This is a genomic window from Altererythrobacter aquiaggeris, from assembly GCF_037154015.1.
GTDB lineage: Bacteria > Pseudomonadota > Alphaproteobacteria > Sphingomonadales > Sphingomonadaceae > Aestuarierythrobacter > Aestuarierythrobacter aquiaggeris.
The window spans coordinates 1,159,375-1,177,362 of record NZ_JBANRL010000001.1 but is presented as its reverse complement, the minus strand read 5'-3'; the positions used below and the strand labels follow the sequence as shown (position 1 = coordinate 1,177,362).

At 57.9% G+C, this 17,988-nt stretch carries 20 protein-coding genes; 1 reads left to right on the top strand and 19 read right to left on the bottom strand.

The window, feature by feature from the left end:
• Window positions 1–5 precede the first annotated feature (5 nt).
• Window positions 6–1,445, top strand: coding sequence for an AMP nucleosidase (locus WFP06_RS05745; protein ID WP_336986264.1), 1,440 nt, complete (start codon window positions 6–8; stop codon window positions 1,443–1,445).
• On the opposite strand, the gene WFP06_RS05740 is transcribed toward WFP06_RS05745, so the two are convergent.
• The 19 genes from WFP06_RS05740 to WFP06_RS13075 all read right to left on the bottom strand — a co-directional run bounded on the left by WFP06_RS05740 (window position 1,438) and on the right by WFP06_RS13075 (window position 17,538).
• Complete coding sequence (locus WFP06_RS05740) at window positions 1,438–1,914, bottom strand: hypothetical protein (protein WP_336986263.1); 477 nt, start codon at window positions 1,912–1,914, stop codon at window positions 1,438–1,440. The two genes, WFP06_RS05745 and WFP06_RS05740, sit on opposite strands and share 8 nt — an antisense overlap.
• Window positions 1,915–2,003: 89 nt before the next feature.
• A complete protein-coding gene (gene rimK / locus WFP06_RS05735) occupies window positions 2,004–2,909 on the bottom strand; it encodes a 30S ribosomal protein S6--L-glutamate ligase (RefSeq protein ID WP_336986262.1) in 906 nt (301 codons plus the stop codon).
• Window positions 2,906–3,361 (bottom strand): ATP-dependent zinc protease family protein, encoded by a 456-nt coding sequence (locus tag WFP06_RS05730; protein ID WP_336986261.1) that lies wholly within the window; start codon window positions 3,359–3,361, stop codon window positions 2,906–2,908. Before WFP06_RS05730 ends, rimK begins: the two co-directional genes overlap by 4 nt.
• 58 nt (window positions 3,362–3,419) lie before the next feature.
• Window positions 3,420–5,294, bottom strand: coding sequence for a M2 family metallopeptidase (locus WFP06_RS05725; protein WP_336986260.1), 1,875 nt, complete (start codon window positions 5,292–5,294; stop codon window positions 3,420–3,422).
• A gap of 81 nt (window positions 5,295–5,375) precedes the next feature.
• On the bottom strand, window positions 5,376–6,110 hold the full coding sequence (locus WFP06_RS05720; RefSeq protein WP_336986259.1) for an alpha/beta fold hydrolase: 735 nt from the start codon (window positions 6,108–6,110) through the stop codon (window positions 5,376–5,378).
• A 17-nt stretch (window positions 6,111–6,127) separates the two neighbouring features.
• The gene (locus WFP06_RS05715) at window positions 6,128–6,775 is read right to left on the bottom strand and encodes a 2-hydroxychromene-2-carboxylate isomerase (protein WP_336986258.1); all 648 of its coding nucleotides are present in this window, start codon (window positions 6,773–6,775) and stop codon (window positions 6,128–6,130) included.
• Window positions 6,772–7,356, bottom strand: a complete 585-nt coding sequence (locus WFP06_RS05710; RefSeq protein WP_336986257.1) for a hypothetical protein — start codon at window positions 7,354–7,356, stop codon at window positions 6,772–6,774. The genes WFP06_RS05715 and WFP06_RS05710 overlap by 4 nt, the downstream gene beginning before the upstream one ends.
• 6 nt (window positions 7,357–7,362) lie before the next feature.
• Window positions 7,363–8,388: an aspartate-semialdehyde dehydrogenase gene (locus WFP06_RS05705; RefSeq protein ID WP_336986256.1), complete on the bottom strand. Its 1,026-nt coding sequence runs from the start codon at window positions 8,386–8,388 to the stop codon at window positions 7,363–7,365.
• A 99-nt stretch (window positions 8,389–8,487) separates the two neighbouring features.
• On the bottom strand, window positions 8,488–10,758 hold the full coding sequence (locus WFP06_RS05700; RefSeq protein WP_419716217.1) for a S9 family peptidase: 2,271 nt from the start codon (window positions 10,756–10,758) through the stop codon (window positions 8,488–8,490).
• A 144-nt stretch (window positions 10,759–10,902) separates the two neighbouring features.
• Window positions 10,903–11,277, bottom strand: a complete 375-nt coding sequence (gene rplS / locus WFP06_RS05695) for a 50S ribosomal protein L19 (protein WP_336986254.1) — start codon at window positions 11,275–11,277, stop codon at window positions 10,903–10,905.
• Window positions 11,274–12,020 carry a tRNA (guanosine(37)-N1)-methyltransferase TrmD gene (gene trmD / locus WFP06_RS05690; RefSeq protein WP_336986253.1) on the bottom strand — a complete coding sequence of 249 codons (747 nt, stop codon included), beginning with the start codon at window positions 12,018–12,020 and terminating at the stop codon, window positions 11,274–11,276. Before trmD ends, rplS begins: the two co-directional genes overlap by 4 nt.
• A 52-nt stretch (window positions 12,021–12,072) precedes the next feature.
• Window positions 12,073–12,567 (bottom strand): SRPBCC family protein, encoded by a 495-nt coding sequence (locus tag WFP06_RS05685; RefSeq protein WP_336986252.1) that lies wholly within the window; start codon window positions 12,565–12,567, stop codon window positions 12,073–12,075.
• Window positions 12,564–12,905 carry an ArsR/SmtB family transcription factor gene (locus WFP06_RS05680; RefSeq protein ID WP_336986251.1) on the bottom strand — a complete coding sequence of 114 codons (342 nt, stop codon included), beginning with the start codon at window positions 12,903–12,905 and terminating at the stop codon, window positions 12,564–12,566. The genes WFP06_RS05685 and WFP06_RS05680 overlap by 4 nt, the downstream gene beginning before the upstream one ends.
• 74 nt (window positions 12,906–12,979) lie before the next feature.
• Complete coding sequence (rimM, locus tag WFP06_RS05675; protein ID WP_336986250.1) at window positions 12,980–13,468, bottom strand: ribosome maturation factor RimM; 489 nt, start codon at window positions 13,466–13,468, stop codon at window positions 12,980–12,982.
• Window positions 13,469–13,473: 5 nt separating this feature from the next.
• Window positions 13,474–14,073, bottom strand: a complete 600-nt coding sequence (gene rpsP, locus WFP06_RS05670; protein WP_336986249.1) for a 30S ribosomal protein S16 — start codon at window positions 14,071–14,073, stop codon at window positions 13,474–13,476.
• A 42-nt stretch (window positions 14,074–14,115) separates the two neighbouring features.
• Window positions 14,116–15,582 carry a signal recognition particle protein gene (gene ffh / locus WFP06_RS05665; RefSeq protein WP_336986248.1) on the bottom strand — a complete coding sequence of 489 codons (1,467 nt, stop codon included), beginning with the start codon at window positions 15,580–15,582 and terminating at the stop codon, window positions 14,116–14,118.
• A 301-nt stretch (window positions 15,583–15,883) separates the two neighbouring features.
• Entirely contained in the window at window positions 15,884–16,831 is a 948-nt protein-coding gene (locus tag WFP06_RS05660) for a calcium/sodium antiporter (protein ID WP_336986247.1), read from the bottom strand.
• On the bottom strand, window positions 16,828–17,091 hold the full coding sequence (locus tag WFP06_RS05655; RefSeq protein ID WP_336986246.1) for a hypothetical protein: 264 nt from the start codon (window positions 17,089–17,091) through the stop codon (window positions 16,828–16,830). The genes WFP06_RS05660 and WFP06_RS05655 overlap by 4 nt, the downstream gene beginning before the upstream one ends.
• A 69-nt stretch (window positions 17,092–17,160) precedes the next feature.
• The gene (locus WFP06_RS13075) at window positions 17,161–17,538 is read right to left on the bottom strand and encodes a TFIIB-type zinc ribbon-containing protein (protein ID WP_419716216.1); all 378 of its coding nucleotides are present in this window, start codon (window positions 17,536–17,538) and stop codon (window positions 17,161–17,163) included.
• Between the last annotated feature and the right edge of the window lie 450 nt (window positions 17,539–17,988).

The window sequence follows — 17,988 nt, the reverse complement described above, 5'->3', positions numbered from 1 at the left end:
GATGGATGACATCAATAAACGACATTTTATCCCAACTTGAAGAAATCTATTGCAAGTCGGTCGATACTCTCCGCAACGATATTGTTGGTTACGGCAAGGGCGGCGCAATACCTCCGGCAGAACGCCGCAGTGACGGGAGCTATTGTTATCCCGAATTACGGATGTCCTTTGCGGGCGGCCACCAGCCAGAAGATCGCAGCCGCGCCTTTGGCCGCCTGAATGATGCGGGCATTTATGCGACAACTGTGACAAAACCATCGCTGTTTGCCGATTATCTGACCGAACAGCTCGAATTGATTTCAAGCGATTATGACGTTGAAGTCAGCGTCGCCCGGTCGCGTCAGGAGATCCCCTTTCCCTATGTGCTGGACGGTGATGCGGGCGCCGAACTGGCGGGAATCAGCCCTCAGCAACTCGCCATGCACTTTCCCGCAACAGAACTGGCGATGATTGGGGACGAGCTGGCCGACGGGATCGAATTCCTCGATCCGGCGCTGCCTATACCGCTATCTTTGTTCGACGGATTGCGAACGGACTTCTCGCTTGCACGCCTCGCGCATTACACTGGCACCGACACCCGGCATTTTCAAAAGTTCATTCTGTTCACCAATTACCACCGTTATGTAGATGAATTCGTCCAGTGGGGCGGAACGCAGATTGGCAACGGCCATTTTACAGCACTCGCCGGGGCTGGCGGCATGCATCTGGATCAAGCAACGCAGAACGCAAACGAACACGCTTCCGATGCCGCCTGGCGCAAACACCAGATGCCAGCGTACCACCTGATGGCCGAAGGCCGGAACGGGATTACGCTGGTAAACATCGGGGTCGGCCCGTCAAACGCGAAAACGATTACCGATCACCTTGCTGTGCTGCGACCGGAAGCGTGGTTGATGATCGGGCATTGCGGCGGCCTGCGCCCGACGCAGAAGATCGGCGACTATGTGCTGGCTCACGCATATTTGCGCGATGACCATGTGCTTGATCCGGTCCTTCCGCCCGAAATCCCGATCCCGGCGATTGCCGAGGTGCAACAAGCGCTTGCAAAGGCAGCCGAGATGGTCAGCGGTGCAGGCGGTGCCGATCTGAAAAAGCGGATGCGTACGGGTACGGTCGTCACTACTGATGACCGGAACTGGGAGCTGCGTTACACTGCTTCGGCCAAACGGCTCAGCCTCAGCCGGGCAGTCGGTATTGATATGGAAAGCGCAACGATTGCGGCCCAGGGCTACCGCTTCCGCGTACCTTACGGCACCCTGTTGTGCGTATCCGACAAGCCGCTGCATGGTGAAATCAAAATGCCCGGCCAAGCCAATCAATTCTACGAAGAGGCTATCAGCTCGCATCTGAAAATCGGGACCACCACGTGCGAGTTATTGCGCGCGGAGGGCCAACGGCTGCATTCGCGTAAATTGCGCGCGTTTAACGAACCACCGTTCAGGTAAGAAGCTTGTTGATGGCCAGCATAAGCGAATCCTGGCTGGCCCTTCTCTCTTGAATGATCGCTGCCGGGTTTTTGCAGAATGGCAAATAATTCCATTCAAGCTTGGCGTAGCCGGACGGAGCTTTGGTTATTTTCGCGTCTTCCGGTGACCATTTATAGACCTGGGCGCTATGCCAGCGCAAATATGCCGCCGCTGCGCCGCCCTCGTCCGTCAATCGGGTCAGCGATTTAGGCACGAAAGCAAGGTTGGCCAACCGGGAGAATGACGCCGGATCTTTTGCGCGTTCCCAAATATGCGCGACCTGCCAACCGCTTGCCACCGTCTGTCTTTTATAACCGTGCGCCCACAGCAATGCCCATCGCGGGCTTTTGTTATCGTCGCCGACATATCTCCCGCATCCGGTTGGTTTATACCGATGCTCCCGATTGACCCTCAGGGTAGGGAACACCGGATCGCGGACGTCGCGCACAACCGCGGGATGCGGAAAAAGGGAATATTTCGCGACCAGCCTGGCCAGATCCAGCTCGTCGCCAGTATTTATCTGCGGTGACCGGCTTATCACCCCTTACCCTTGGTTTTCGTGTTTCCGGCCTTTGCATTGCCTTCGATGAATTCGATTATCTGCCCGGCGATATCCTTGCCCGTGGCATTCTCGATACCTTCCAGACCCGGCGAGCTGTTCACCTCCATAATCACTGGCCCGTGATTCGATCGCAGCAAGTCGACACCGCACACGTTCAGACCCATCGCCTTGGCGGCGCGCACGGCGGTGCTGCGTTCTTCGGGGGTGATCTTGATAAGCTGGGCGCTGCCGCCGCGGTGCAGGTTGCTGCGAAATTCGCCCTCGGCGCCCTGGCGCTTCATCGCGGCGACAACCTTGCCGCCCACGACCAGACAACGGATGTCGCTGCCGCCCGCCTCCTTGATAAATTCCTGCACCATAATCGCGATATTCGCACCCCGGAACGCCTCGATGATCGACGCGCCGCCCTTGAGCGTTTCAGCCAGCACCACACCGATGCCCTGCGTCCCTTCGAGCAGCTTGATGACCACCGGCGGGCCGTTGACGGCCTTGATGATCGCTTCCGCCTGTTTGGGATCGTTGGCATATGCGGTCAGCGGCAGGCCAAGCCCGTATTTCGCCATGATCTGCGTGCTGCGCAATTTGTCGCGGCTACGCCCGATAGCAACGCTTTCATTCAGCGGCCAGACGCCGCCCATTTCGAACTGGCGCAGCACCGCAAGGCCATATGCCGTGATCGAAGCGCCGATGCGCGGAATGACAGCGTCATATTTGTCCAGCGTTTCACCCTTGTACATCACTGTCGGCCGATGGCTGGCGATGTTCACCGTGCAGCGCGTGGTGTTGAGAATGTCGCAGGTATGCCCGCGTTCCTTGGCCGCTTCGACCAGGCGCTTATGTGAATAAAGGTTCGGGTTACGTGCCAGCATGGCGATTTTCATAAAAATTCTTCCTTTGCGTCAGCGCGGTCCGAAATAAGAAACGACCGCCCCGGATTAACGAGAAATCTGCTTTTGAGTGCGGTTCGCCCGATGAGTATGGGGAACACCATATCACTGCGATCGGCCAGGCTGAATTCCGCCCGGAATGCCTCGCCACCGATGGTAATCTCGGTTTTGACGATCAAACGTTCCTCGACCGCGCCGTTGGAACTGGTGATATTGCGATGCGCCACGCGCACAGCCTCGCAATGTCGATAAGCCTGACCCCGGCCAAAGTCGAGGTCAAAGCGCGCCATCTCCTCACCGTTACGGGTAAAGAGGTTGATGTTGGCAGCGTGAAGCGACGACGTACGGGCACCCGTATCGATCTTGGCCGGAATACCCGTAACACCCAGTTCCGGCAGGTTCACAACTTCACGCCACCCGACAATTGGCAACTTTTTCTTTTTCATGAGCCTCCAGCGGCGTGTGTCATGCAGCGCCGCAAGTGGGCAAGCGAATTAAAAGTGGTCACCAGCCCTGCGGCTTGCCCTTGTTTTGTTCATCAAGCCAAGCCTTTAGCGGAGCAAAATATTCGATCATTGCTTCGCCGCTCATTTCGCGCGTACCGGTAAAAGCTTCCAATGCATCCGGCCATGGCTTCGATGCGCCCATTTTCAGCATTGCGTCGAGGTTCTTGCCCACTTCCTTGTTACCATAGAAGCTGCAGCGATGCAGCGGCCCCTTCCATCCGGCCTGATCGCACGCTGCCTTGTAAAACTGGAACTGCAGTATCCGGGCGAGGAAATACCGCGAATACGGGGTGTTCCCCGGAATGTGATACTTTGCACCGGGATCGAAAGCATCGGCAGGCCGCGCAACCGGCGGCGTAATACCCTGATACTGTTCCTTCAGTCCGTGCCAGGCGGTGTTATATTGATCGGGCGTTATCGACCCGTCGAAAACACCCCAGCGCCATTTATCGACCAGCAATCCGAAAGGAAGAAACGCAACCTTGTCCATCGCCTGGCGCAGCAGCAGGCCAATGTCCTTGTCCGTGCCCGGCACATCCTTGCGGTCCAGCATATCGATCTGGACAAGATATTCAGGGGTGATCGACAGCGCGACCATATCGCCGATCGCCTCGTGAAAACCGTCATTTGCGCCATTCAGATGCAGATAGTCCTGCGTGTTATAGGCACGCTGGTAATAATTGTGGCCCAGTTCGTGATGGATCGTGATGAAATCGTCGGCGTTCTTTTTGATACACATCTTGATCCGCAGATCATCCTTGTTATCGAGATCCCACGCGCTGGCATGGCATACCACGTCGCGGTCGGCCGGTTTGGTAAACTGGCTACGCTCATAGAATGTTTCGGGCAGCGCATCGAAGCCCAATGACGAGAAGAAATCTTCCCCCACTCTGACCATATCCACTTCCGACAGCCCTTTTTTGGTAATCAGGTCGGTCAGATCATAACCGATATCGCCTGCGCCCTTGGGTGCAACGAGCGGGTAGATATTGCCCCATTCCTGGGCCCACATATTGCCCAGAAGGTCAGCCCGGATGGGTCCGCTGGCCGGCTGGACAGCGTCACCGTGCCGTTCGTTCAACTTTGAACGCACATAGGTGTGGAGGCTGTCATACAGCGGCTTGACTTCGCGCCACATCCGTTCGGTTTCGGCGGTAAATTCGTCCGCCGGCATATCGTAACCGGACCGCCACATCGCGCCGACATTATCGAATCCGAGCTCTTCTGCGCCGGCATTGGCAATCGCCACCATGCGGGCATAGTCATCTTTCATAGGGGCGCCGACCTGCGTGTGCCAGCTCGCCCACATTTCCGACAGTTCGGCCGGCGTACGATCCAGGTTGCCCATTTCCGCTTCGATGTCGGAGCCATTGATCGGCTTGCCATTCAGCGTGCCCATGCCCTTGCCATATTGCGAGCCGAGCTTCGTCGCGATTTCGTTGAGCTCTGTGGCCGCGCCTGCAGTTGTCGGAGCAGGCAGAACGATGCCGTTACGCAAAATATCCAGCTTGCGTGCGACTTCGGCATCGAGACCGGAAATTTTAGCATATTCAGCGGCTTGCAACGCGTAATTCACCGATTTTTCGGTTCCTTCCGCGCCGATCTGTGCCGCCAACGCGTCAGTATCGACAGTTATGTAAGTCGCGTTGACCCAGTAGGTTTTGCTCGATTCGACAGAGAAATCGAACAGGTCTTTTTCTGCCATCGCCACCCAGTCAGCCGCACCTTGCGGTGTCATCGGAAACGCTTTGGCTTGCTCCGTTTCCCCGGGCATGGCCGGCGTGCTCATGGCGGTTTCTGCAGGTAAGGTGGCGCAGGCACTGCTGGCCATGGCAAGCGCGATTAATGATGTTGCAGCGGAAAGGCGATTCATACGGGCGATCCTCGGTCCAGATTTGTTTTGATTGAAACCAGTTTGAACGCAGATGCGCAGTTTATCAAGCGTGGCCTGATATCAGGCTGACAGGAATTCTGCTATCGCGTCACCCAGTTCGGGTCTGGTCACGCAGCTCATGTGGGTGCCCGGAATTTCTATATACCGGCCGTCAGCCAGCGCGTCGGCCAATTCGGCAGGTGACCCGTTATCACGGTCCTGATCGCCGCAAATCACTGCAGTCTGCGCTGTGATGTCTGCAAGTGCAGAGGGCCGCGTATCGCTGACGGACTTGAGGAGATGCCGGGCAGCAACACGGTCCACCTTCATCGTCTTCATGAACTGCACGGCAAAATATGCCGGGTCGCCCCTTACAATATCCTCGAAGCGGTCGATGGCATCGATGAAGAAGTCAGAGCGCCCGCTCCACCCGGCAAGACCCTGCAGCCCCATGCCGGCAAGCACCAATTTGCGCGGCTTTAACCCCAGCATGACGCTACGCACAGCGGTTCTGGCGCCAAGCGAAAACCCGCACAGGTCGAATTCGTCAAGCGCCAGCGCCTCCACGATGGCGTGTGTGTCGCGGGCCAGTACATCATCGGGATAGCTTGCCGCATCATGCGGCTTCGCGCTTTCACCATGTGCGCGCAAATCAGGCATGATGCATTCAAATCCGGCGTCAGCCAGCAGCGCCGCATGACCATATCGAACCCAGTTCATGTCCGCGCTCGAGAACAGACCATGCAACAGCATTACCGGTCTGCCCGCGCCCATCCGGTGAACCGCCATATCCTGTCCGTCGAACGAAGCGACCATTTGTGTTGATACCGCGCTCACCGTTCTGTCAGACCATGCTCGTTCATACGCCACAGCACCATTTCAATCCGGTCCTGTCCAAAGAATGGCTCTCCTTCGAACACCAAGGTCGGCACGCCCCAATGGCCCGCCGCCTCCAGCGCATCCTGATTGGCGGCGATCTCCGCATCCAGACCCCCGGCATCATTAACGGCTTCGGCCTCAAGTACGGCCAGATCGAGCCCGGCGCGTGCTGCGGCACCGGCCAGATGATCGCCTTCGTCCCAGCGCTCGGTCCCGCCCCATATCAGCCGCGAAACCTCATCGGCGAAAGCAAGCGACTTGCCCCGCCGGGCGGCAGATTGTCCCATACGGGTAAGGCGATGAATATGTGGCTGGACGTCAGCAATTTTGCGCGTGGTCATATCCTGCACAATTGGATCCGGCCGCGGCGGCGCAAAAGGGATGCCATGAAATTTGGCAACCCGTATCATGTCGCGAAAGGTATAGCCGAGCCAGTTGGGGTGGCTGCGTTCAAAAAATTCAGGCTGCCTGATCGCCAGCGGATAGACTGGCCGAAGATCGATTGCGACGTCGTACATTTCGGTCAGCGCCCGGTAACGCCCGATCGCCAGGTAGCTGTAAGGGGAGCGGAACGACCAGTAAAGTTCAGCCGCCAGCGTCACCGAAAGAAGCAGTTCGTACCGGCATAAAGGCTTTCGATCTCTTTCCCGCTTTCGGCATCTGTGACAAACAAACCAATCCCTTCGTCAGTTGCGAATTCTTCGCCCAGCGTGCTTTCTTCCAGCGCATCAAGCTTATAGACACGCATGGCGCCGGCTAAACCGGTGCCGGGCGCCACATTTTCGGCGGTTGTGACCAGTCGCTCGTCGTCATTCTTGCGCAGCGTCCATCCGACCAGATTTCCGCTTTGAAAATTCAGCGTCAGACCTGATTTGTAATCGCTGAACTGCATTGGTCCAGCACCGCATTCCAGATTTTCGTTGCGGGATTGCGGGTCGCCCAGAGCCAGACCTATTGCTGTTTCGGTCAGTTGGCGCGAGGTGCCAAACGGAATTTCAAAACCATCGGCGCCGGTCGTGCGCACACTCTCTCCCGACAACCGGACGAAGCCCGGTTTTTCCGCCGAGACGTCAGGCTGTGTGGGCGATCCGGTTTGTCCGGCCGGGCCAGTACCCGGTTCGGCCGAACACGCTGCCAGCAGGAACAGTGCCCCCGCGCACAGACTTCCGTTGAGTAATCTCATCGCGGTCTATCCCTTCTTCAGATGTCTCCGGCCAAGCAATTCGGCGATTTGCACTGCGTTAAGTGCCGCGCCCTTGCGCAGATTGTCCGACACGCACCACAGTGACAAGCCGTATTCAACCGTCGGATCTTCACGCACGCGGCTGATATATGTGGCGCCCTCACCCGCCGCTTCTGTGGGTGTAATGTATCCGCCATCTTCGCGCTTATCGATGAGCATGATACCCGGCGCCTCGCGCAAGATGTCCTGTGCCTGCTCTGCTGAAAGTTCGTTTTCGAACTCGATGTTGACGCTTTCGCTATGGCCCACGAAAACCGGCACGCGCACGCAAGTCGCGTTCATCTTGATTTTCGGGTCGAGAATTTTCTTCGTTTCGACCACCATCTTCCATTCTTCCTTGGTCGAACCATCATCAAGGAAGACATCGATGTGCGGAATTACATTGAAAGCGATTTGTTTGGTAAAAGTGCGTGGTTCGACCTGATCACCCACGAAAATCGCGCGGCTTTGAGAAAAAAGTTCGTCCATACCCGCTTTGCCCGCACCCGACACCGATTGATAAGTCGAAACAACCACCCGCTTGATCGTCGCCGCATCGTGCAAGGGCTTCAGCGCAACGACTAGCTGCGCGGTCGAACAGTTCGGGTTGGCTATCATGTTGCGCTTTGCAAAATCATCGATTGCATCGGGATTTACCTCGGGAACGATCAGCGGAACATCGGGGTCCATCCGGTAAAGAGAGCTGTTGTCGATCACGACACACCCTGCCGCAGCAGCGATCGGAGCATATTGTTTCGACACGGCAGATCCAGCGGAGAACAGCGCGATATCCCATCCCGCAAAGTCAAAGTGCTCTATATTCCTGCACTTGAGCATTTTGCCCGTGTCGCCGAACTCGACTTCCGAGCCGTGCGAGCGCGAACTCGCCACAGCCGCGATTTCATCAATCGGAAATTCGCGCTCGGCAAGAATTTGCATCATTTCGCGCCCGACATTTCCGGTCGCGCCGACCACAACTACTCGGTAACCCATTTTTATACTCCGTCCGTGTTCAGCGTCGCTCTAGGCAAGCCATGCGGCGCCGCAACATAAATCGGCTGTCTCTGCAAAAGCGCGTTTAGCAGGCGCGGCTCAATCGGGCGGCGTAACGCCGTTGTCCTTGAGGAACCGCATGATTGTATTCCACATGTGCGGGCTGATTTTCTCGCCGCCAACACGATGTGTGTACCCAGGGTACAGCATCATTTCGAATGGCACGTTCGCGCCCTGCATTTTGGCGATAAGTTCACTGCTGTTTTCAAACACGACATTGTCGTCGGCCATGCCGTGAATAAGCAGCAGCGGATCGGTTATCTTCACCGCGTCCTCGATCGCAGCCGCCTTTGCATAGGCATCCCCGTCAGCCTGCGGTGTGCCCATGTAACGTTCGGTATAATGCGTGTCGTACAACTCCCAGCGGGTGACGGGCGCACCCGACACACCTGCCGCATACAGACCGGGATCGGCCTGCAACTGTTTCAGTGTCATATACCCGCCGTAAGACCACCCATCGAGCGCAATCTTGGTTCCATCGACAAAAGCGAGAGACTTGAGAAATTCTGCCCCGGATTTCTGATCGCGCACTTCGACGCCGCCCATTGCGCGGTAGATCGGCTGCTCGAATTCGACACCGCGATTGGCTGAACCGCGGTTATCCAGCTCAAACCAGATGTAACCCATATCGACAACCGCTTGCTCCAGTGCGCCGCCCCAACTCTTTTGCACCACCTGCGGACCTGGGCCGCCATAATGCGCGAACAGGACCGGATAGCGCTTTCCCGGCTCCATTTCAGGTGTGATCATCCGGTAATAAAGCGGCGTCTTGCCGTCGTCTGCCATCACAGTACCGTAAGCGGGCACGCGGTGGCTGGCGACAAATGGCGTGTAAGGATGCGCGGCATCCAGCACGTTTTCCTCGATCCACGCCAGACGGGTGCCAGCGGCATCGGCGATGTAGCTTTGCGGCGGCTGCGTTTCGTTGGAACGGGAAATCAGCAGCGTTTGCCCCTTCTCGTCCATCCGAGCAGCATTGCTGTAACCACTATCCGTCAACTGCGTCACATTTGCCGGATCGGCAAGGTTTAGCGAATAGACCTGCTGGGCCAGCACATCGTCCCGGGTCCCGGTGAAAAAGATGCGGCCCGCGTCTTCATCAACCCCGTTCAGGCTGGTGACGACCCATTCGCCGCTAGTAAGCTGCGTCCACGCGCCGCCACTGAAATGATACAAGTGGCCATAGCCGTCCCGTTCCGACCACCAGATCAAGCTGCCGTCCTTGAGAAATTTGTAATTGTCGGACAGGTTGATCCAGTAATCCTTGACCGCAGCGTTCTCGGAGAAAAGCACTTCGCTGGCGCCGGTCGCCGGATCGACTTTCAACATGTCTAGAACTGTTTGCCCGCGGTTCTGGCGCTGGACATACAAGGTCTTGCCATCTGGCGCCCAATCGACGCGGGCAAGGTAGATGTCTTTCTCGGCGCCCAGATCAACCTCGACGCGGTTCTTGCCATCGGGATCCATCAGAAACAATTGGACGTCGGCATTGGGTGTGCCCGCAGCGGGATAACGCTGATCATAAACCTTGGTGCCGGTCGCGCCGATGGCCGCCCGGGTGACGATGCCCACGGGCGCTTCGTCAAACCTTTCAACCGCAAGCCGGCCATCATCCGGCGACCACCAGAAGCCGGTCAGCCGGGCCATTTCTTCCTGCGCAACGAATTCCGCCTCGCCCCAGCGAATGGTTTCGCCTTCCTTGGGCGTAACCGGTGCGGCATCACTGCCCACCTTTCCGGTCCATAGTTGGCGATCGCGGACGAATGAAACATAACCGCCTTCGGGGCTGAGTTTGGGGTTAAGCTCGCTCGCCTCCGTATCGGTCAGGCGCGTGACACTGCCCTCCAGCCCCGCAAGATAAAGATCGCCGTCGAGCGGGACGAGGACCGATTTGCCATCGGCCGACCATTGGTAGGTGATAATGCCCTTGAGATTGCCGACCCGCGCACGCTCGCGCTGCATCTTTTCGTCTTCGGACAATTCGCGGCCTGAACCCAGCTTCTCGCTATCCACAAGCATGGTCCATTCGCCGCTTGTCCGGTCATAGCCCCACAGATCGTAGCGGTCTTTGTCATCCTCACGGTTCCGCAGCAGCGTGAGATAGCGTCCGTCGGGCGAAATCCGTGTAGCGCGCGGGCTGGAGCCATTAAGCCCCGGACTGCCGAACACCCGCTCGAATGTCAGTGTACCCTGTCCGGTTTCCGCTGCGCGTTTTTCAGTTTTCATATGGCCATCTCCGGCGAGAACAGGAATTGCCGTGAAAGCGGAAACGAGTGCTGTTGAAAGCAGAGCTGCCCGAATGAAGCGCATAACAATGTGATACCCCTAGGTTTCTTTGTTGCGAAGTTAACGCACCTGCCGCCCATAGCAAGCGCGAACGAGGAAAGGGCGCCCCGATCATCCCGGAGCGCCCCTTCCAATTTCGCAATTGCGAGAAACTTATGCCGACAAAGATCAAGCCTTTGGTGCGTTATCCCGGCGTTCCGCGATGCGCGCACGCTTACCGGTGCGGCCACGCAGATAGTAAAGCTTCGCACGGCGCACGATACCGCGGCGAACCACGGTCAGGCTGTCGAGGTTGGGCGAGTAAAGCGGGAACACCCGTTCCACACCTTCGCCGAAGCTCATTTTACGCACGGTGAAGTTGCTGCCCATGCCGCGGTTGGAGCGGGCGATGCAGACGCCTTCGAAATTCTGGACACGTGTACGTTCGCCTTCGACGACGCGCACACCCACGCGGACGGTATCGCCAGCCTGGAATTTGGGAATCTCTTTCCCGTCACTAAGAGCGCCGATTGCTTCGGCCTCGAGAGTCTGGAGCAGGTTCATTTACCTGGTTTCCTATTTTCATGCCGCTCGCCAGAGGCAGACTGGTCCCGAACACCGATATGGCGTTCCCAAAGGTCCGGTCTGCGTAACCGTGTATGATCTTCCGACATGGATTTACGCCATGCGGCGATCTTCGCATGATCCCCCGATCGCAGCACTTCAGGGATCGTGCGCCCTTCCCATTCAGCGGGCCGGGTATATTGAGGATATTCAAGGAGCCCTTCTTCGAAGCTCTCCTCGCTACCACTTGAAGCCGCGCCCATTACGCCGGGAAGTAGGCGAATGCAAGCGTCGAGAATCGTCAATGCCGCAGGCTCTCCGCCCGACAGAACGATATCGCCAACAGACACTTCCTCGATCTCGCGGGTTTCGAATATGCGCTCGTCGAAACCCTCGAACCGGCCGCACAGGATCGTGACCCCCGGCCCGGCAGAAAGTTCGCGAATTCGCTCCTGCGTAATTGGCTTGCCGCGCGGCGTCATGGCGAGGATTGGCGCCTTTGGCTGCACGCGCTTGGCATGATCGACCGCAGCGGCGAGCACATCGACTTTTAGCACCATTCCCGCACCCCCGCCCGCTGGCGTACCATCGACATTGCTGTGCTTGTCCGTCGCAAAATCGCGGATCTGGACAGTATCCAGCGACCACTTCTGTTCCTCCAACGCGCGCCCCGCGAGCGACAGGCGCAGCGGGCCGGGAAACATCTCGGGGTAGAGGGTAAGGATGGTGGCCGCGAACGTCATTCAATGCCTTTGCGCGCAATCAGGCCCCTTTTGCAACCGACATGGGAATTGCTCAGCCCGCTGCGAGGAACTCTGCGAGCTTGTCGAAGCTGCCGCTCCAACCGCCTTTCATCGATGCCATTTGCTTCGTAAACTCGGCGAGATCTTCGGCCGTGGCTTCCACGGGGGTCCACGTCAGTGTCACTCTGGTGCCGCCATCGACCTCTTCGAATCGTACATCGGTCAGCAGCGTAAGCGGCCAACGCGGGACGAAGGATGGCCTGATCTTATTGCCCGCCTCATCCGCAAAGCTTTGCTCCCACGCGATACGGCTGGTCGGTTGCACCGCCGTCCACAAAGCCAGCGTGTAATTCGTGCCCATTTCATCATGATCGGAGCGCGTATGCATCAGCGAACCTTCGCTGATTTCGCCTGACAGCAATGTCAGCTTTGCTCCCGGAGGCCCGGACCATGCGGCCATCTTATCGGGATCGGCCCACGCATCGAAAACATCGCCAATCGGCGCATCAAACACGCAGGTGATCGTGAACACAGGCGTATCGGTCATGTGTCAGTGCCCCCTGCGCGGGATGATTTGAGGAACGCGCCGAGCTGGCCGAACCGGTCGGGCCAATAGGATGCCATTTGCTCGACATATTGGCGTGTCTGTTCCAGCCCTGCCGGTTTGAGCCTGCGGGGCCTTTGCTTGCCGTCGCGGATAGCTTCGATAAGGCCGGCGCTTTCGAGTACCTTGAGATGTTTTGAAATGGCGGGCTGGCTAAGCGAAAACGGCTCGGACAGCTGGGACACGGTCGCCTCTCCCGTCGCAAGCCGCGCCAGGATCGCGCGGCGCGTGGGATCAGATAGGGCCGAGAAAGCCAAGTTGAGCGAATCATCCACAGCCATATGTTATATAACTATTAGGCTATGTAAAGAGTTTCAGTTGAGTTCCGGCGCGTCTGCATGCGGGCGCGGTATGCTTATGCGGCGAATTCTGCCGAGATTACCAACTTCTCGCTATCCCAGCCTGGAACAGCGGATTCAGTCATCGGGACCATGAATGTCTTACCGTCGGGCTTGGCAATTTCAACGATATCACCCGCACCGAAATTTTCGATGGCCGCAACTCTGCCCACAGCCTCTCCACCGTCCGTAACGACTTCAAGGCCAAGCAGATCGGCGTGATAATACTCGCCCTCGCCCAGTTTCGGCAGTTGCGAGTGCGGAATTGTCAGCACTGTGCCGCGCATTTTTTCGGCGGCATTGCGGTCCTGTACTTCCGCAAAACGGGCGACCGCGCCGCCTTTGTTATCATCGCGGATTTTCTTGAGCGTAAACGCGCCCTCGTTGAAGGTCTTGTAACGCTTTAACTCTGCCCAGCCCTCGCCGAACAGCTTTAACCGGACTTCGCCCGCCACACCGTGCGCACCGATAACGGCGGCCAGGGTGACGGGCTTATCCTGTTCCAAAGACCTTAGCCCTCGGCCTTGTCTTCGGACTTGTCGTCTTCAGCAGGCTTTTCCTCGGCGACCGGGCCGCCTTCGGCGACTTCCTCAGCGATTGCCGCAGCATCTTCTGCAGAAGCATCTGCAGGCGCTTCGGTCGATGCGTCGGCCACTGCTTCTGCGGTCTCTTCGGTCTTTACCGAACCGGTTGCCGTGTTCTCGTTGGTTGCATCGTCAGCCGGTGCTTCATCAGCCGGAGTCGCTGCCGCTTCCTTGGCAGCCTCGGCTGCTGCAGTGGCTTTCTCGGCCTTTTCCTCAGCGCGTTCGGTGGCTTTTTCGCCCGGCTTCGCCTTGTTCGGGTTGTTGCGCGGTTCGCGCTTCAGGATGCCCGCAGCGTCAAGGAAACGCAAAACGCGGTCCGAAGGCTGGGCACCAACGCCGAGCCAGTAACGGATGCGATCTTCGTTCAGCTTTACGCGGCCTTCGTCATCCTTTGCGAGCAGCGGGTTATAAATCCCGACCTGCTCGAGATACTTGCCGTCACGCGGCCGGCGGCTGTCGGCAGCCACAATACGGTAATAAGGACGCTTCTTGGCGCCGCCACGGGACAAACGCAGTGCAATTGCCATGTTAAATAACCTTTCCAGTATAAATAATTGAAGTTGTCGAATTCATTTTTTATCGAGTAAATTTTTTAGGTCGGCGGGAATCTCCCCACCGGGGCCACCGAAACCGCCCATGCCGCCGCCAGCCCCGCCCAGGCCGGGCATAATGCCGCCCATCCCTGCCCCAGAACCTTTGGCGCCGAACATGGCGGCAAGCCCCTTCAGGCCGCCCATCTTCTTGATCTGCTTCATCGCGCGAGACATTTCCTGATGCATTTTCAGCAGCCGGTTTACGTCCTGAACCTGCATCCCCGCACCTGCTGCAACGCGTTTCTTGCGTTTCGCATTAAGCAGCGCCGGATTCTCCCGCTCCTTTGGCGTCATGGAGCCGACAATCGCGTCCATATGCACCAGAACCTTGTCGTCCATGCCTGAGTTCGCGAGCGCGGCCTTGGCTTTTTTCATGCCGGGCATCATACCGGCCAAAACACCCAGCCCGCCCATCTGGTTCATCTGGCGCAATTGCATCCTCAGGTCGTTCAGATCGAACTTCCCCTTGGCCATCCGCTCGGCCAGCTTGTCAGCCTCGTCCTTGTCGATCGTGGCCGCAGCCTTCTCGACAATGGAGACTACGTCGCCCATGCCCAGAATACGGCCGGCCACGCGGCTGGGCTGAAACGCCTCGAGCGCGTCAAGTTTCTCGCCCGTACCCGCGAATTTGATCGGTTTACCTGTGACTGCGCGCATCGACAGCGCAGCACCGCCGCGCGCATCGCCGTCCATCCGGGTCAGTACGACGCCGGTCACGTTGACTTCGCCGCTGAAACTTTGCGCGACGTTGACCGCATCCTGACCGGTGAGTGCATCGACCACCAGCAGCACTTCGGTAGGCTGTGCGATCGATGCCACTGCCTTCATTTCGGCCATGAGCGCTTCGTCAACATGCAGGCGGCCCGCAGTATCCAGCAGCAAAACGTCGGAATTGTTGAGCTTCGCGGCCTGCATTGCGCGCGCGGCTATTTCGGCTGGCTGCTGGCCCGCGATGATCGGCAAGGTTGCGACATCCACCTGGCCGCCAAGAATTTCGAGCTGTTCCTGCGCTGCCGGACGATTGACATCGAGCGAGGCCATCATGGCCTTCTTGCCATGCTTCTCGCGGATATATTTGCCAAGTTTGGCAGTCGTAGTCGTCTTACCCGAGCCCTGCAGGCCGACCATCATGATCACAACCGGCGGTTTGGCCCCAAGATCCAGACCCTCGGTCTGTTCTCCGCCAAGCATCTCGACCAGCTCGTCATTGACGATTTTGACGACTTGCTGGCCCGGCGTGACCGAACGCAGCACATCCTGACCGACCGCTTTCGCGCTGACAGCATCGATGAAGCGGCGGACAACCGGCAATGCCACATCGGCTTCCAGCAGCGCAATACGCACCTCGCGCATGGCATCCAGCACATCCTGCTCGCGCAGCGCACCGCGCCCGCGCAGACTATCAAAAACACCGCCAAGGCGATCTGACAGGTTATCGAACATGCTCTCACTCCTCGTCATGCGGCGCCCCGGAAACAGGAACGCAAAAATGCCAAAAACGCCGGCGAACGAAACCTCGTTGGCCAGCGTGCGGGAATTTCCCGGCTTTAAACTATGTCCGCATCAATAGCCTGCTATTTCGCGTAGGTCGAGGCGAAAATGGCGGGGCTGGAGAACCGGATCATATCGTAGCATGGGCTACAGGCGCGCCCGTTGCCGCAAACCATGCCATTTTGCAATCCGAAATTTCGGCTTGCAGCTTCGGCCGCCCCATTCCCGGCTCACAAGCCGATACGCACCACCACTAAACGGTCAGATACCCGACATAGCCGGCGTAAACCACAAGAAACACGCCGCCTTCCCATCGCCTGAGTTTCCAGCCGGTCCGCAAAAACAGCCCCAGCAACGCCGTTGTACCCAGCAGAATCCAGATATCGAAAGCCGCGATTTCGGGCGGAATCGTGATCGGGTGGGCGACAGCAGTCACGCCCAGGATACCAAGGACGTTGTAGATGTTCGAGCCGATTATATTTCCCAGCGCAACATCCGCATGCCGGCGCAATGCTGCGATGACGCAGGCAACCAGTTCGGGCAGTGATGTGCCGACCGCTACGACCGTGAGGCCAATCACCGTTTCGGTAACGCCGAAGTCGCGCGCAATTTCGATCGCACCATCGACCAGCAGGCGTGCGCCTATAATCGTGCCGATAATGCCTGCCGCAGCCAGGCCCAGTGCCGTGAACAGGCCCATTCCGGGCGAAGTCACATCAGCCACGACATGTTCGTGCATCTCCGCCTCCGCATCAGGATGGCGCCGCTCGCTACGATATGCCCAGACTATATATCCGATCAAAAGCGCAAGCAGCGCGAAGCCAACCGGTCGGCTAAGAGAGCCGAGCAAAACGGCAACCAGGCAGGCAAGTGTTGCCACCGCCAGCGCCAGTCCATCCCGCCGGAATGCAGCCGGATTGATTGCCAGGGGTAAAATCAGCGCCGAAACACCCAGAATAAGCAGGATGTTGGCGATGTTGGATCCTACGATGTTGCCGACCGCGATACCGGGTGCGCCTTCGAAAGCGGCAAACAGGCTGGTGACAAGTTCAGGCGTCGACGTGCCGAAACCGACGATTGTAAGCCCCGCCAGCAATGGCGATACCCCTAACCGCGCTGAAATAGCTACGGCACCGCGTACAAGCACGTCACCGCCTATCGCAAGAAGCACCAGCCCGACAAATATAAGAAAGATAGTCATAAAAATATCTCGGCAAACATATTTCCGGACAGGCGCATTGCGGCAAAAATGCCGGCAACGGCTGTTGCGATGGCCGCCCGCGCATTTAAAATCTGGGTACGGTTATACGAAACGACCAACCGGTTGAAATCAGCATGGTCAAGCATTTCGTCGCGGCCGATTCGCCGCAGCCGTTTCCGGCTGGCGAGCCACCAGAAATAGCCCGAAAGGAAGGCCGCCGCGACAATCGAAAGGTCGAGCAGCAGAAACAGTATGGTCATGGGTCGGCCTTGGTGTGCGAAGCCCGATGGCGTATCGGGGTTTAGGAAAGGACCGGCGGCACAAATCGATCAGTCGAAAAATTCTGACAAGAGCGATTTCTTCTTTTTGGGACGGCGTTTGTCATAATGATCGTTGTACCTGACATCGCGGCTGCGATCGTATCTATCATCATCACCCTGCATCAGCGATGCCGCCATGCCCAATAACCCCCCGGCGGCGGCGCCGCGCCGCTCGCCGCTGCGGTTCTCCGGCGCGCGCATACCGGCCGTTTCCCGGACATCAGGCACCTGCGTGCGGTCGATGATCTTGTCCAATTCTCCGCGATCCAGCCAGACACCCCTGCAAGTGGGGCAAAAGTCTATCTCGACCCCGCTTCGGTCAGCCATGGAAAGGCCGGTTTTACATACCGGACACAGCATCGACGCGACACTTTCGTGGGTTCGCATGATCTAACCCTCCACGCGCTGGCGTGAGGGTGCATCATTTTGGCAAACAGTATCGGTATATCCGCCGTGCGGCTGTGCAATTCGCGCCATAATCAGTCCTTCGATGTCGATCCGAAGGAGAACAGCCGTCCCGATTTGTGAAGTTTGTTCACCAGACGATCGGTCCCCCTTCTGGGGCACGATCCGACATCGCGGGCGAAACAACTCGACGCTTCATCCGCCAGAGGGGCCCGGCTCGTAAATTTCGAATAATCCCGCTTGAGCAATCTTACAATATAATTTTGTCAGGCACGGCATCGCGGGTTCGCGTCGCATAGGCTCGGATTTGTCAGCGGCAAAAGGCAGGGCGCCGGATCGGGCAGGTTTGATGCCGCAAGGGGCGCGCCGACGAAGCTGCCAAAGAACCATTTCGCGTTAAGGTGCCGGCCCCACTCTACCCCGCCCCGGTTA

Excerpts from the sequence above, each read along its gene's own strand:
- trmD (WP_336986253.1), bottom strand. The coding sequence starts at position 12,020 with ATGACGTTCGCGGCCACCATCCTTACCCTCTACCCCGAGATGTTTCCC.
- rimK (WP_336986262.1), bottom strand. The coding sequence starts at position 2,909 with ATGAAAATCGCCATGCTGGCACGTAACCCGAACCTTTATTCACATAAG.
- WFP06_RS05730 (WP_336986261.1), bottom strand. The coding sequence starts at position 3,361 with ATGAAAAAGAAAAAGTTGCCAATTGTCGGGTGGCGTGAAGTTGTGAAC.
- WFP06_RS05685 (WP_336986252.1), bottom strand. The coding sequence starts at position 12,567 with ATGACCGATACGCCTGTGTTCACGATCACCTGCGTGTTTGATGCGCCG.
- WFP06_RS05680 (WP_336986251.1), bottom strand. The coding sequence starts at position 12,905 with ATGGCTGTGGATGATTCGCTCAACTTGGCTTTCTCGGCCCTATCTGAT.
- WFP06_RS05745 (WP_336986264.1), top strand. The coding sequence starts at position 6 with ATGACATCAATAAACGACATTTTATCCCAACTTGAAGAAATCTATTGC.
- ffh (WP_336986248.1), bottom strand. The coding sequence starts at position 15,582 with ATGTTCGATAACCTGTCAGATCGCCTTGGCGGTGTTTTTGATAGTCTG.
- WFP06_RS05700 (WP_419716217.1), bottom strand. The coding sequence starts at position 10,758 with ATGCGCTTCATTCGGGCAGCTCTGCTTTCAACAGCACTCGTTTCCGCT.
- WFP06_RS05710 (WP_336986257.1), bottom strand. The coding sequence starts at position 7,356 with ATGAGATTACTCAACGGAAGTCTGTGCGCGGGGGCACTGTTCCTGCTG.
- WFP06_RS13075 (WP_419716216.1), bottom strand. The coding sequence starts at position 17,538 with ATGCGAACCCACGAAAGTGTCGCGTCGATGCTGTGTCCGGTATGTAAA.
- WFP06_RS05720 (WP_336986259.1), bottom strand. The coding sequence starts at position 6,110 with ATGGTCGCTTCGTTCGACGGACAGGATATGGCGGTTCACCGGATGGGC.
- rpsP (WP_336986249.1), bottom strand. The coding sequence starts at position 14,073 with ATGGCAATTGCACTGCGTTTGTCCCGTGGCGGCGCCAAGAAGCGTCCT.
- WFP06_RS05660 (WP_336986247.1), bottom strand. The coding sequence starts at position 16,831 with ATGACTATCTTTCTTATATTTGTCGGGCTGGTGCTTCTTGCGATAGGC.
- rplS (WP_336986254.1), bottom strand. The coding sequence starts at position 11,277 with ATGAACCTGCTCCAGACTCTCGAGGCCGAAGCAATCGGCGCTCTTAGT.
- WFP06_RS05705 (WP_336986256.1), bottom strand. The coding sequence starts at position 8,388 with ATGGGTTACCGAGTAGTTGTGGTCGGCGCGACCGGAAATGTCGGGCGC.
- WFP06_RS05725 (WP_336986260.1), bottom strand. The coding sequence starts at position 5,294 with ATGAATCGCCTTTCCGCTGCAACATCATTAATCGCGCTTGCCATGGCC.
- WFP06_RS05655 (WP_336986246.1), bottom strand. The coding sequence starts at position 17,091 with ATGACCATACTGTTTCTGCTGCTCGACCTTTCGATTGTCGCGGCGGCC.